This is a genomic window from Jezberella sp. (assembly GCF_964834465.1).
The window spans coordinates 200,736-214,026 of record NZ_CBAZRM010000002.1 but is presented as its reverse complement, the minus strand read 5'-3'; the positions used below and the strand labels follow the sequence as shown (position 1 = coordinate 214,026).

The window sequence follows — 13,291 nt, the reverse complement described above, 5'->3', positions numbered from 1 at the left end:
TCCGTCCTATGACGAATCACGCACCCGCACTATCCGATACTTTGGTTGCCGCAGCACACGTGCTAGCCGATGTTGAAAGTGGTCGCTCCCTGACCGAAGCGATCACGCACATCCCGACAGAGCTCAGACCATCGACGCAAGCATTAGCTTTTTACGCGATGCGACATTGGGGCTTAGCCAAAGGCTTGACCGCTTTGCTGGTGCAACGCGCGCCGCCCAATCCGGTCGTGTCTGCGTTGATCGGCTTGAGTCTCGTGCTGCTGGAGGCGAGTCTTCAAGCGATCAAGGGCAGCACACCCTCGGGGACACCGCTTTACGCTGTGCATACACTGGTAGACCAGAGTGTCTCGGCAACCCAGTTGCAACGCGATCTGGTGTCCTATCGAGGGATGGTGAATGCGGTTTTACGTCGCTTTCAACGTGAACGCGACGCCCTGTTGTCCAAACTCAATTCAAACTTGGAAGCGCGCTACAACCATCCTGCCTGGTGGGTACATCGTTTGCGCCGAGCCTACCCGGATCAATGGCAGCGGATTTTTGAGGTGTCCAATACCCCGCCCCCTTTGACCCTGCGGATCAATCGTCGACGGGCGACGGTGACTTCAGTGGTGGATGCTCTCGCTGCACAGGGGTTGACTTGTACAGTGATTGGTTTGGATAGTCTCATCGTGGATCAACCGCGTGGCATTACCTCGTTGGCAGGCTATCACGAGGGCTGGTGGTCGGTGCAGGATGCAGGGGCGCAACTCGCCGCAGGATTGCTTGAGGTCAAGGACGGCATGCGAGTGCTGGATGCGTGCGCCGCCCCGGGCGGCAAAACCGCCCACCTGCTAGAGCTGGCAAACATCGAATTGACCGCCTTGGATGTCGATGAAAGTCGATTAGACCGGGTGCAGCAAAATCTAAAGCGCTTGGGTTTGTTGTCGACTGAGGTTCATCTCAAAGTAGCGGATGCAAGCCTGATTGATAGCTGGTGGGATAAGAAACCGTTTGAGGTGATTCTGGCTGATGTACCTTGCACGGCGTCGGGCATTGTGCGAAGACATCCAGATATTCGTTGGCTGAGGCAAGAAAAAGATATTGACCGTATGGCTAAGCAGCAACGGGAAATCCTGCATCAACTCTGGCAAACTTTAGCGCCTGGTGGTAAGTTGTTGCTCGTGACGTGTTCAGTGTTTCCCCAAGAAGGCGAGTTGCTGGCGAGTGAGTTTGCAGAGCAACACAGCGACGCGATGAGATTAGCTGCACCCGGGCAACTCTTGCCGGTCACACGATCGGCAGATCACAGTCAACACGACCACGATGGTTTCTTTTACGCGCTCTTTGCTCGCAGTGCTTAAATCACGGGGTATGCATGATTGACTTTGCATCGTTATCGAACAAAAAGCAAAAATCGGTCAGCCTTTGGCATTGCCTGACCGTGGCCTTCTTTGTGATGCTCGCTAGCGTTAAAGCTGATGCGGCCGAAGCTCGTGTGACCCTGATTGAACCAAGAATCGCACAGGGTCAGCTCAATATCGATGCCAATTTTTCGCTCGAACTCAATCGAGTGATGATTGAGGCGCTCGAGCGCGGCGTCCCACTGTATTTCACCGTGGATATCGAAATAGGACAATCACGCTGGTGGTGGTTTGATCATAAAATCGTTGAAGCGTCTCTGACTCGCCGCTTGACCTACAACACCTTAACCCGGCAATGGCGTCTCGCGGCTGGTGATTTGGCGATTCCCATGACCAGTTTGAAAGAAGGGCTAAACGCCCTGGGACAACTGCGTGACTGGCCGATTGCGCCGATTGATCGCTTTGACGCTCGCGTTCGTTATGACGGTAAAGTCAGGATCAGATTGGATAACTCTCAGCTCGCCAGGCCGCTGCAGATCGATGCGCTGAATCGAGGTGCTTGGCTCTTGGCAAGCGACTGGGCCCCGTTTGATTTTTCTGTGACCACGACCGAGCCCGCCAAATGAATCGTTTACTTCGATTGGCGATGATCGTAGGTGTGGTGAGTGGTTTTGCGCTCTTTGGGTTGTTGGCTTGGTCAACGGGTAACGCATCGCGCGTTGCAGAGTACCAAACCCTCTTGCTGTGGCTCAATGGCGCACTTGCGTTGGCGCTATTTGTCTGGGTCGTTGCGCTGACCGCAAATTTACTCGGGCAACTTCGCCGCGGGCAATTTGGCGCGCGCTTGACCGCCCGTTTTGCGCTGGCGTTTGCATTGATTGGTGTATTGCCTGGTGCATTGATCTACACCTTGTCTGTCCAGTTCATGTCGCGTTCGATTGAGTCGTGGTTTAACGTCAGAGTCGATACGGCACTTGAATCCGGCTTGGCACTCGGTCGCGCCGCCATTGATGCTCAACTGACCGAGCTGGATTCTCGGGCCCGTGCCATGAGCCCCGAGCTCACCTCGACCCCCGATGCCGAGATGGCAGGGGTCATTACACGATTACGAGAGGCCAACGGGCTCAATGATGTCATGGTGTTTACCAACACGGGCAGACTGATTGCGTTTTCAACCGACAAACTCGGCACCTTGTTACCCCCGATGCCGCCCGCCTCGGTGTTAAACCAACTACGGATGACGCGGGGTTATGCTGCGGCGGCCACTGATGAGGTCGCCCGCGGTGCGCTTGACTCCCCGTTGCAGTTGCGCGTGATTGTTCCTCTGGGCTCCTTGGATCGTGGAGACGTTTCGCTGGGGGTCAATACGGAGACACGGTGGCTGCAACTGATCCAACCATTGCCGGACAAAATTGCTCGCAATGCCAGCGAGGTCCAAGCCGGTAACCTCGACTACCAAGAACTCGCGTTGTCACGCAGAAGTCTGCGCAATTTGTATGGGATCACCTTAACGTTGGCCTTGCTTCTGGCCGTCTTTGCCGCAATTGCCGTTGCTTTGTATTTGTCCAAAAAGCTGGTGAGCCCGTTGCTGACGCTCGCTGCGGGTACGCACGCGGTGACTGTTGGCGATTATCGCCCTTTACCCGAGCCACTGTCGCGTGACGAAGTGGGTCAGTTAACCCGCTCGTTTAATGCGATGACAAAGCAGTTGGATGACGCCAGACGGCTGGTTGAAACGAACCGAACGCAGTTAGTGCGATCCAATGTTTACCTAGAAAGCGTGTTGGCCAATTTGTCAGCTGGGGTGCTGGTGTTTGACGAGCAGTTTCGCGTCACGACCTTTAACAGCGGCGCACAAACGATTCTGTGCGCTGATTTGAGAGCATGCCCCGGCCGCCCCCTTGAAACGATAGATGGGATGCTGGATTTCGCACACCGGATTCGGCAGGCCTTTGCAGAACACACCGCAGTCGGCTCAGAACGAACCCACTGGCAAGAGCAATTCGAACTGATGATTGAGGCCAAGGGCGTGCGCGATAGCCAACACACCGTGACCGTGTTGGCGCGCGGTACTCATCTGAGCGTGGATGGTCAAAACAATGGCTATATGGTCGTCTTTGATGACATTAGTGAAGTGATCTCGGCAAACCGCTCTGTCGCTTGGGGCGAAGTCGCCCGCCGCCTCGCGCACGAAATTAAAAATCCACTTACCCCAATTCAGCTGTCTGCCGAACGGCTGTTGATGAAGCTTGCCCATAAGCTTGAACCGGCGGACGCGCAATTGCTTGAAAGATCGACGACAACGATTGTGAATCAAGTGACGTCGCTCAAGCACATGGTGGATGACTTCAAAGAGTACGCTCGCAAGCCGACGGCGGCCTTGTTACCCATTGACTTGAATGCCCTCGTGGATGACGTCTTGACGCTTTACGGCTGGGAGCCAGACGCTGCAGCCTCAGACGCACAGTCGCTACCTTGGCGGCTCGAAGTATCTCTGGCACCTAATCTGCCGCTGATCGAAGGGGACTCAACCCAACTGAGGCAAGTGATCCATAATTTATTAGCCAACGCGCGTGATGCCCTGACCGATGCGCCTCAGGCTGATGCCGCCATCATGGTGTCAACGCAGTTGGCAGACGCAACGCAACAAGATGGCTCTTCTATCCAATCGGTGCGCTTTACTGTGATGGATAGCGGTCCGGGATTCCCAGCACACGTTTTACAGCGCGTTTTTGAACCTTATGTGACGACCAAGGCGCAGGGTACCGGGCTTGGTTTGGCGATTGTCAGAAAGATCATCGAAGAGCACGGTGGGCGAATTGATGTGTCTAACCGTCGCGACGGTGGAGCCCGGATTTCGATGTTATTTACGCGACTTGTTGCGCGAGTAGAATTGCACAAATGATGCAGTGATCATGGCACGGCACAAAGGGTGAAAGAAATATGGCCAGAATTTTGGTTGTTGATGACGAAGTTGGGATTCGCGAGCTACTGTCTGAAATTCTCTATGACGAGGGACACACGGTAGAGCTCGCTGAAAACGCCGCTCAAGCGAGGGCGGCGCGTTTGCGCATGCGCCCCGATCTTGTCTTGTTGGATATCTGGATGCCTGATACAGACGGGGTGACTTTGCTCAAAGAGTGGGGGTCACAGGGGCTGCTGGATATGCCGGTGATCATGATGAGTGGGCACGCGACCATCGACACGGCGGTAGAAGCGACTCGTATTGGTGCGGTTGATTTTCTTGAGAAGCCAATTACGCTGCAGCGCTTGCTAAAAACCATTGCTTCGGGCTTGGCGCGCGGGCGTTTCAGTGCACAGCGATCGGTAGGCATGGCAGCGGCGACGCCCCCTCGCTCGTTGGACACCTCGTCGGTGTTTAAACGTGAAGAACCCCCCGTTGTGATTGCAGAGCCTGAACCCGATCGCAGTTTGCTGGGTGATATTTCACTGGATCAACCGTTGCGGGATGCACGCGATGCGTTTGAACGGGTGTATTTTGAATATCACCTGAATAAAGAAAACCACAGCATGACCAAGGTATCCGATAAGACAGGTCTCGAGCGTACTCATCTTTACCGCAAACTCAAGCAATTGGGCATTGAGTCTCGCAAGCGTAGCAGCTAAGTCAGCAGGGCTGGGACGTCTGCGTTACGCCTGAACCGCAGGCGCAACACTCATCGACACCCTTTCATCGTCTAATTGGCGTCTGACTTGCACCAATTCAGCCGCAACGGCCACGGCGATTTCAGCCGGTGTTCTGCTCCCGATCTGCAACCCGACGGGGCCGTGTAAGCGATCGATGTCCGTATCGTTTAATTCAAACAGTTTTAGCCGTTCACGCCGATTGCGCTGATTGCGAACCGAACCCAGCGCGCCGACGTAAAAAGCACTTGATTTCAGCGCTTCCAGCAAAGCCATATCATCGAGCTTCGGATCATGCGTGAGCGCCACAATCGCCGTTCTCGTATCGGTTCGAATGGAAAGCACCACATCATCTGGCATACCACGCTCTAGTGCGACACCTGACATATTGAAATCCGCGGTGAACTCCTCACGGGGATCGCACACAATCACTTGAAACTCCAGCATGCTGGCGACTTGCGCCAAAGCTAAAGCGGTTTGATTCGCGCCAATAATCAGTAGGCGCCAGTGGGGACCATAAACAAACTGGCAGGTCTCGCCGGTCAACTCGGTTTTTTGCCCCGGTTTTGCGGGCTGCAGCGATGAGTGGCCCGTGTTCAGGTCGACAAGACGGGCGATCAGTTGCTGAGACTCAGTCGCGGCCACGACGGTCGCGAGCCAGCTGTCTCGGTTCAGGCCCTCAATGATCAACCGCAGGCTGCCCCCGCAAGGCATGCCGAACTTTGCTGCTTCATCTTGGGTAATCCCATAGGTCACGAGTTTGGGTTGGGCGGGGAGTTCGTTTGTCTGGGCTTTGACGATGAGATCATCCTCAATGCATCCGCCTGAAACCGATCCAACCAGTCGTCCGTCGCCTCGGATCGCGGCCATGGCGCCTGCCTGTCTGGGCGCAGATCCCCAGGTTTTAACCACGGTCGCCAAATACACCGTATGACCTGCGGTAAGCCAATCCAATGCTTGGCGCAGTACTTCAGTGTCTAGTGAGTTCATGTTGATCTCGGGTGATTGTTTTGATTTTGGCGCCATCCGGCTCTGCCGATCAGTATACTGATCAGCTCTATTGACGTCATCTTCGGGTTTTATATGGATCCAATCTTCATTCTCTGTCTGGCGGCACTTGGCGCCGTCACGGGTTTAGCTGCGGGGCTACTGGGCATTGGTGGCGGCATGCTGCTGGTGCCTTTTCTGACCTTTTTACTCGGCTGGGCGGGCCTCGATCCCGAGCTTGTGGTGCATGCGGCAATTGCCACCTCGATGGCGTCGATTGTCTTTACCTCAGTCTCCAGTGTGCTTGCTCACCATAAGAAAGGTGCTGTGCGCTGGAAGCTCGTGCTCGCGTTCACCCCAGGTATCGTGCTGGGTGGGCTGCTAGCAAGTGTTGGCGTCTTTGCGATGTTAAAGACGGGCTGGTTGGCCGTGCTCTTCGCGGCTTTTGTTGGCTATTCTGGTTTGCAGATGTTGCTCGACAAAAAGCCGAAACCAACCCGTCAAATGCCAGGGCCCATTGGCACAGGTTTGGCAGGGTCTGGGATCGGGTTTTTATCTGGTCTCGTGGGTGCTGGTGGCGGATTTGTCTCGGTACCTTTCATGACTTGGTGCAATATCCCGCTGCACCAGGCGGTGGGTACCTCCGCTGCGCTGGGTTTTCCCATCGCGTTGATCAATACGATTGGTTACATCTGGTCAGGGATACATCACGAAGCGCTGCCGCCACACATGCTGGGCTATATCTATTGGCCCGCTTTAGTGGTGTTGGCCGCTTGTAGTGTGATGACTGCCCCCCTAGGGGCTCGCTTGGCACATAAGCTGCCGGTCAAAGCCCTCAAGCGCGTGTTTGCCTATCTGCTCTTTGGGCTAGCGGCCTACATGGCTTACAAAGCCTATCGCGCGTTTATGTAGTTTTTCGACCAATAGCGCTGATGCTGATTCGGGTTTCGCTGTCGCTATGACGGCGATGTCCCAGGCGCCACGCATGTCCATAGGCAACCTCGATGCTCAAGTGTATGGTGCCATCTGGATGGCGCTGGTTTTCCAGTGCCTCAATAAGGCGAGTGCGCCAACTGCGTCCCACTAACCCAGCCCGTCTACCCGTGCTGGGATTGCCGCCTAGCGCCTGAACGTCTTTGAGCAGCGTTTCCGCTGAAGGATAAGTTAGCGTCAAACGCTCTTGGTCCATCACAGGGTCGCCGAAACCATTTTCAACCAGCAGGTCGCCAAAGTCGTGCATGTCCACAAAGGCGGGGGTTTGCGTTACCAAACGAGCACTGGCTAATGCTTGCCTGACTTCTTTCAAGGTATCGGGCCCGAAGCATGAGAAAAAGACCAAGCCGTTGAGTTTGACGATTCTGGACCACTCGCGCAAAACGTCATGAGGCGCAGGGTGCCAATGTATCGCTAGGTTCGACCAAATCAAGTCTGTGGATTCAGGTGCGAGACCCGTTTGTGCGAGATCCGTCGAAATCCAACGCATCACACTCGCCTTACCACGCAACCTATTGAACACCGTTGACCAGCCTTCAGGGTGTTTTTTTCTCGCCATCGCGAGCGCGTTGAGGTTGAAATCCTGTCCTGTGATGTGTGCGGCTGGATAACGGTTTTTCAAGGATGAGATGCCAGCGCCAGCCCCACAACCTGCGTCAAGAATGCTACTGGGGGTCAGCCGTATGAGCTTGAGGCGATCAAGCATGCGGTCGGCAACTTCAGCATATAAAAACTGTGCGCTGCTGAGGTCACCTCGCCGCGCGAATTGCGCTCGCACCGCGGTGGCTGAAATGGGTAACTGAGGGTGGGTGGATGAATCCGTCATGGCAGCACGCTGTTGAAACACGATTGTCGCTCAAAATCTCTCGATGAGACACCGAATACGCCAAAGCAGACTTTACTCGATCAGCCAGTTTTTGCGATTGAGCCTATCGAGCCCTTGTCCGCTCTGCGGTTTTAAGGCGTTTGGGGGTGATTTATGTGTTGAATGTTTGCACGATGTTCAAGCTGGGGTGCAATCAAGGCCTCGTTGTCATATCTGTTCTGACGAACTGTCACCCGACCCTATCATGCTGTGGTCGCCGCTTGCGCCAGGGTACTGCAATCGATGCGAAAGGCATGCCCCCGCCTTCGAACGCTCGGTGATTGCAATGCGCTATGCGTTTCCCACCGATGGCTTGATGCACGACTTGAAAGAGCGCGGGCGATTACCTCTGGCTGCGATGATGGGGCGCATGTTGGGCCACGCTATTGTCGAACAGGCCGCACAATTGCCAGCATTGCTTGCTATCGTGCCCATTCCCTCCAGTGACACAGCGATCAAACGACGAGGTTTTAATCCAGCGGGTGAAATTGCACGCACAGTAGCTCTCGAGTTGGGGTTGCCATGCCAAAGGACGTGGCTACGACGAAATCAATCAGCTGGATTGCAGAAGCACCTCAGTGAGCAAGCCCGTCAAACAGCACTCTTGCACGCCTACGACGCGCCGCCAAACTTGCCACCCATCTGGGTAGGCTTGGTAGACGATGTGTTGACAACGGGCAGCACGATGCACCAGGCTGCGTTGGCACTTCGAAAGCGTGGGGTCGCAGGGGTCATTGCGCTAGCGGCGATGCGCACCCCCAGACTTGTCTGGCACAATACGCAGCATGTTTGATGTCATCCTAGTCCAGCCTGAAATCCCACCGAATACGGGTAACGTGATTCGCTTGTGCGCCAATACCGGTGCCAGGCTGCATTTGGTTCGTCCCTTGGGGTTTGAAATCGACGATAGGCGCCTGCGGCGAGCGGGTCTCGATTACCACGAGTGGCAACCCGTTAAAGTCCACGATAGTCTCGAGCTGGCGATAGCTGCCACGGGTGCACCCGCCGACCGTTGTTTTGCCCTAACGACAAAGGCCAGCAAACTGGTGGGTCAAGTGGCGTTTCGACCTGGGGATGTGTTTGTCTTTGGTCGCGAAACTGCCGGCCTAACCCCTGAACAACGAGCATTGTTCAGCGAAGCGCAGAGAATCCGCTTACCCATGCTTCCAGAGCAACGTAGTTTGAATTTATCGAACGCAGTAGCCGTTGTGGTCTTTGACGCCTGGCGACAACAAGGCTATGTCGGCGGTGCATGACTTAAACATGATTGTCACTGGTCTGGCAACAAATGCAGTTGCTCAATCATGGCTTCGGATTTGATCCGTTCTTCACGTATTTTTTGTTTCAGTTGCTCTGGGGTCGACGCCACCACAGAAAAGTATTGCGACTTGAACTTGTTGCGAATGTCCTCTTGTCCGAGGATGTCAACGAGATGATGGTTGACTCGCTCGATAATGTCGGAGGGTGTCCCAGCAGGGGCAAGTAGGGCGTTCCAGGAGGTCATTTCGACCGTCGGGTAGCCCATCTGCGCGATAGGTTCGAGCGCTGGCAACACATCACTGCGGGCATGACTGCTGATGGCAAGGGCGTTGAGTTTTCCCTCGTTAATTTGATTCATCACCCCCGACGGCACCATAAAAGCTGCCTGAATGTCGCCTGCCAGCATGGCGAGCGTGATTTGATTGAATCCTGGATAGCTAATGTTTTTAAGTTCTACGCCAGTAGCTTGCATGAGCATTTCCATGGCCAAGTGCGAGGCACTGCCGTTACCAACGGATCCGTAATTCAATTGACCATGCTGCTGCCGGGCAAGTTTAATCAAGTCACCCAAATTTGTGACAGACAATTTCTTTGAGACCACCAAAATATTCGGGCTGGTAGCAACAAGCATGATGGGTGTCAAATCTTTCGAGGGCTCGTAACCCAAATTCGCGCTGTATAACTTTGGGGCGGTGACTAACGGGCCGTTGATGGTGTAGAGCAAGGTATAGCCATCGGCATTGGCTTTCGCCACGGCTCTTGTGCCAATGTTGCCACCAGCGCCCACCTTGTTTTCGACGATGACCGTTTGCGCCAATGCCTTACTCAGCGGCTCTGCGATGGTTCGTGCGAGCAGATCCGGCGAAGAACCAGGCGGAAACGGAACCACCAAATGAATCGGTTTGTCTTGGGGCCAAGCAGCATGCGCGCATGCCGAGGCACTGGCAAATATCAAACTGAGAATCAAACGCATGACGCGCTTCAGAAAACGTTTCACTCTGTTGTGGCCTCACGAGAAAGCAAATGATTCACCGCATGTTGAGGTGTCATCCCGTCAAACAGCACCGAGCAGACGGCCTCAGTGATGGGTAGGTACAAGCCCATTTGGTTTGACCGCTGCTTGACGGCCAGCGCGCAGCGTGCGCCTTCGGCCGTCAATCCTTGCGCCAAGACTTGCTTGGCGGGCTGTCCCTTGCCAATGGCCAGACCGACCTGCCGATTGCGTGACAGATCGCCTGTCGCCGTGAGGACAAGATCGCCCAAGCCCGTCAAGCCAGCGAACGTTGACGCGTTTGCACCAAGGGCACACCCGAAGCGTGAGATTTCTGCGAGCCCTCGGGTAATGAGCGCGGCACGAGCATTGGTGCCTAGACCAAGTCCGTCGGCGATGCCACAGGCAATGGCCATGATGTTTTTGAGTGCCCCGCCAACCTCAACGCCCACGACATCATCGCTGGCATAAACCCGCATTGGGCCCCCATGTAGGGCTTGTATCGTCGCGTCGCGCAGCAACGGCTGAGTGCTTGCGACGGTCAACGCGACTGGCAGACCTGCCGCCACTTCTCTGGCAAAAGAAGGCCCTGAAAGCACCCCTGTCGCAAGATGAGGGACCGTCGCAAAAACACTTGCAGCGATCTCGTGCGGCAAAGCACCGCTGGCCGTCTCTAGACCTTTACATGTCCAGACAACACCAAGCAACGATTGATTTAACCCCTGCCTACCGTTATGCCAAACCGCGATTTGTTCGCACATCCATCGCAACCCAGCGATCGGGGTGCCGATGACAATTAATCCCGGGGTAGGCCCTGAGCAAACCGTATGAAGCGCGCTAGACAGATCGCTGGTCAGGCTCAGTGCGGGGGGCAAATCAATGTCGGGCAGATAGCGCTGATTTTGTCTCACCAGCGCCATGTGTTCAAGCAGGCCGGCGTCTCTTGCCCAGAGTTGCGTTGGGACATGCCTTGACGCTGCAATTGCCAAGGCACTGCCCCAAGCACCCGCCCCAACCACCAGCACGGGCGGCTTGAATCCGTCAGGCCTTGTCATCAACTGACGCGCTCAACGTTGGGTTGCCACTGAGAGTCACTGACGTGTTGCGCTGGCAGGCAAGATCAAGCCCGAGTCAGAGGGTGCGTCGCCATCATTCGTTTGTTGGGCGAGCTCATTCATCCGTTGTTCGTAAAGCGCCTGAAAGTTGACCTCAGCTAAGTGCAACGGAGGGATCGACGTCCGAGTAATGGCATCGGCGACATTGGCACGCAGATACGGATAAAGCATGGTCGGGCAAACAATGCCGAGCAGCGGATCGATTTGATCTTCCGGGATGTTGCTCATTTCGAAAATGCCGCCTTGAGTGGCCTCAATCAAATACAGCACCTTGTCATTGATTCGCGTCGTGACGGTAATGGTGATCGTTGATTCAAAAATCGTGTCAGCCAGCGGGTTGGCCCCGACGTTGATGTTGACTTCAACTTTGGGCGTGTCTTGTTCAAGAAAAATGTTCGGTGCGTTCGGCATTTCAAGTGACAAATCTTTAATGTAGACACGCTGCAAATTGAAACTTGGCGCGGCGGTGGTCTGAGCGTTTTGATCTGACATGAAGGGTTCCAGTGTTTGGGTTGGTGGATTAATGTGACGGGGAATTTGGTAAAGGGGAATTTAGTAACGGGATGAGCTCGCCGGCCTTGTCGAGAGCCGCCAAGTCGTCAAAACCGCCGACGTGGGTGTCGCCGATATAGATTTGCGGCACGGTACGACGACCAGTGCGCGCCATCATGGCGTCGCGCTGCTCGGTGTCGACGTCGATACGAATTTTCTCGATTTCTGTGACCCCGCGTTGCTTCAGCAGCATCTCTGCACGGGTGCAATAGGGGCAATAACCGGTACTGTACATCAGCACTTTATTCACGATGACTCCTTATTTTTTTGCAGTAATGGGCAGACCTGCTTCGCCCCAGGCTTTCACGCCACCGTCGAGAATCGAAACTTCGGTAAATCCGAGTTTTTTAAGCTCGAGAGCCGCTGAGAGTGCCGATTTTCCAAGTTCGCAGACCAAGATCAAGGGCTTGTTTTTTGGCAAACTGTTGGCTTTTTGCGCAAGGTCTTTGGCGGGGACGTTGCGAGCTTGGGCGATATGACCAGCATTGAATAATTCTGGGGTTCTGACATCGACCAGGACAGCGTGCTGTTGATTCATCATCACAACGGCCTGGGTTGTGCTGATCGCACCTCCGGTTTTCCCTGTTGCAAGTAAGGGCCAAGCGAGCAACAGGCCAGAACCGAGTGCGACGGCGACCAGCAGAAGATTGATAGGGGCAAGAAAGAAATCCACGGTGAATCCAGGTTGGTTAACGCCCAAATTGGGGCAAAAGACATAACAATTATAAAATGTCGTCTTTCGCAACTTTAACCTGTGTCTGTCATGCATAAACTTGTTCTCATGCGTCATGGCGAAAGCCAATGGAATCTCGAAAACCGTTTTACCGGTTGGTATGACGTTGATTTGACCGAGACGGGGCGCGAGCAAGCCCGCCAAGCCGGTAAATTACTGAAAGAAAAGGGCTACGAGTTTGATTTAGCGTGTACCTCGATGCTCACGCGAGCCATTCGAACGCTTTGGATTGCCCTTGACGAAATGCAGACGATGTATCTTCCCGTCCACAGCAACTGGCGGCTCAACGAGCGGCACTATGGTGATCTGCAGGGCTTGAATAAAGCAGAAACGGCTGCCAAGTTCGGTGATGAGCAGGTGTTGATCTGGCGTCGCGCCTATGCCATCGCACCAAACCCGATCGCTTTGGACGATCCGCGGCATCCCAAGTTTGATAGGCGCTATGCCAGAATCCCTGCTGATCAGTTGCCTGCGACAGAGTGTCTGAAAGATACGGTCGCGCGGGTGTTGCCTTTCTGGTCCGAAACCATCGCCCCAGCAATTAAAGCTGGCCGTCGGGTGCTTGTCGCTGCCCACGGCAATAGTTTGCGGGCATTGATCAAACACCTCGACCAGCTATCAGAAGAAGACATTATCGGGGTGAATATCCCAACTGGGCAGCCGCTGGTCTATGAGCTGGATGATGAGTTGCGCCCGATCCGACACTATTATCTGGGGGATCCTGCTGAGATTGAAGCCGCGATGGCCGCGGTAGCAGCGCAAGGCAAAGCAAAAAAGGGATGACGTGTATTTTCGGGGGCGCTGGCTGAT

The 13,291-nt window shown here is 54.7% G+C and carries 15 protein-coding genes; 8 read left to right on the top strand and 7 right to left on the bottom strand.

Going from position 1 to position 13,291, the window contains the following annotated elements; all coding sequences use genetic code 11:
• Positions 1–8 precede the first annotated feature (8 nt).
• From rsmB to AC1W8Y_RS02330, 4 genes are read left to right on the top strand one after another with little or no spacing between them, the layout of a single operon-like run.
• The gene (gene rsmB / locus AC1W8Y_RS02345) at positions 9–1,340 is read left to right on the top strand and encodes a 16S rRNA (cytosine(967)-C(5))-methyltransferase RsmB (protein ID WP_482012847.1); all 1,332 of its coding nucleotides are present in this window, start codon (positions 9–11) and stop codon (positions 1,338–1,340) included.
• A gap of 14 nt (positions 1,341–1,354) precedes the next feature.
• A complete protein-coding gene (locus AC1W8Y_RS02340; RefSeq protein ID WP_482012846.1) occupies positions 1,355–1,966 on the top strand; it encodes a DUF4390 domain-containing protein in 612 nt (203 codons plus the stop codon).
• A complete protein-coding gene (locus AC1W8Y_RS02335) occupies positions 1,963–4,245 on the top strand; it encodes a sensor histidine kinase (RefSeq protein WP_482012845.1) in 2,283 nt (760 codons plus the stop codon). The genes AC1W8Y_RS02340 and AC1W8Y_RS02335 overlap by 4 nt, the downstream gene beginning before the upstream one ends.
• Before the next feature lie 38 nt (positions 4,246–4,283).
• Positions 4,284–4,967 carry a response regulator gene (locus AC1W8Y_RS02330; RefSeq protein ID WP_482012844.1) on the top strand — a complete coding sequence of 228 codons (684 nt, stop codon included), beginning with the start codon at positions 4,284–4,286 and terminating at the stop codon, positions 4,965–4,967.
• Between the two features lie 24 nt (positions 4,968–4,991).
• Here the strand turns inward: AC1W8Y_RS02330 and AC1W8Y_RS02325 are convergent, their stop codons facing one another.
• Positions 4,992–5,975, bottom strand: a complete 984-nt coding sequence (locus AC1W8Y_RS02325) for an XdhC family protein (RefSeq protein WP_482012843.1) — start codon at positions 5,973–5,975, stop codon at positions 4,992–4,994.
• A 93-nt stretch (positions 5,976–6,068) separates the two neighbouring features.
• Here AC1W8Y_RS02325 and AC1W8Y_RS02320 point away from each other — a divergent pair, with 93 nt between their 5' ends.
• Entirely contained in the window at positions 6,069–6,884 is an 816-nt protein-coding gene (locus AC1W8Y_RS02320; RefSeq protein WP_482012842.1) for a sulfite exporter TauE/SafE family protein, read from the top strand.
• Here AC1W8Y_RS02320 and AC1W8Y_RS02315 read toward each other — a convergent pair.
• Positions 6,877–7,791 (bottom strand): methyltransferase domain-containing protein, encoded by a 915-nt coding sequence (locus AC1W8Y_RS02315; protein WP_482012903.1) that lies wholly within the window; start codon positions 7,789–7,791, stop codon positions 6,877–6,879. The genes AC1W8Y_RS02320 and AC1W8Y_RS02315 overlap by 8 nt on opposite strands.
• A 244-nt stretch (positions 7,792–8,035) precedes the next feature.
• On the opposite strand from AC1W8Y_RS02315, the gene AC1W8Y_RS02310 reads away from it, so the two are divergent.
• Both AC1W8Y_RS02310 and AC1W8Y_RS02305 read left to right on the top strand, forming a co-directional pair.
• Positions 8,036–8,623 (top strand): ComF family protein, encoded by a 588-nt coding sequence (locus AC1W8Y_RS02310; protein ID WP_482012841.1) that lies wholly within the window; start codon positions 8,036–8,038, stop codon positions 8,621–8,623.
• Positions 8,616–9,086 carry a tRNA (cytidine(34)-2'-O)-methyltransferase gene (locus AC1W8Y_RS02305; protein ID WP_482012840.1) on the top strand — a complete coding sequence of 157 codons (471 nt, stop codon included), beginning with the start codon at positions 8,616–8,618 and terminating at the stop codon, positions 9,084–9,086. Before AC1W8Y_RS02310 ends, AC1W8Y_RS02305 begins: the two co-directional genes overlap by 8 nt.
• 14 nt (positions 9,087–9,100) lie before the next feature.
• On the opposite strand, the gene AC1W8Y_RS02300 is transcribed toward AC1W8Y_RS02305, so the two are convergent.
• Genes AC1W8Y_RS02300 through AC1W8Y_RS02280 form a run of 5 tightly spaced genes read right to left on the bottom strand, consistent with a single transcriptional unit; the run spans position 9,101 to position 12,421 of the window.
• Positions 9,101–10,063: a Bug family tripartite tricarboxylate transporter substrate binding protein gene (locus AC1W8Y_RS02300; protein WP_482012902.1), complete on the bottom strand. Its 963-nt coding sequence runs from the start codon at positions 10,061–10,063 to the stop codon at positions 9,101–9,103.
• A 20-nt stretch (positions 10,064–10,083) separates the two neighbouring features.
• Complete coding sequence (locus AC1W8Y_RS02295; protein ID WP_482012839.1) at positions 10,084–11,136, bottom strand: NAD(P)H-dependent glycerol-3-phosphate dehydrogenase; 1,053 nt, start codon at positions 11,134–11,136, stop codon at positions 10,084–10,086.
• Positions 11,137–11,172: 36 nt separating this feature from the next.
• A complete protein-coding gene (gene secB / locus AC1W8Y_RS02290; RefSeq protein ID WP_482012838.1) occupies positions 11,173–11,688 on the bottom strand; it encodes a protein-export chaperone SecB in 516 nt (171 codons plus the stop codon).
• Positions 11,689–11,716: 28 nt separating this feature from the next.
• Positions 11,717–11,998, bottom strand: coding sequence for a glutaredoxin 3 (gene grxC, locus AC1W8Y_RS02285; RefSeq protein WP_482012837.1), 282 nt, complete (start codon positions 11,996–11,998; stop codon positions 11,717–11,719).
• A gap of 9 nt (positions 11,999–12,007) precedes the next feature.
• Positions 12,008–12,421 (bottom strand): rhodanese-like domain-containing protein, encoded by a 414-nt coding sequence (locus tag AC1W8Y_RS02280; RefSeq protein WP_482012836.1) that lies wholly within the window; start codon positions 12,419–12,421, stop codon positions 12,008–12,010.
• 90 nt (positions 12,422–12,511) lie between these two features.
• On the opposite strand from AC1W8Y_RS02280, the gene gpmA reads away from it, so the two are divergent.
• Positions 12,512–13,264, top strand: a complete 753-nt coding sequence (gpmA, locus tag AC1W8Y_RS02275; protein ID WP_482012835.1) for a 2,3-diphosphoglycerate-dependent phosphoglycerate mutase — start codon at positions 12,512–12,514, stop codon at positions 13,262–13,264.
• Positions 13,265–13,291 lie beyond the last annotated feature (27 nt).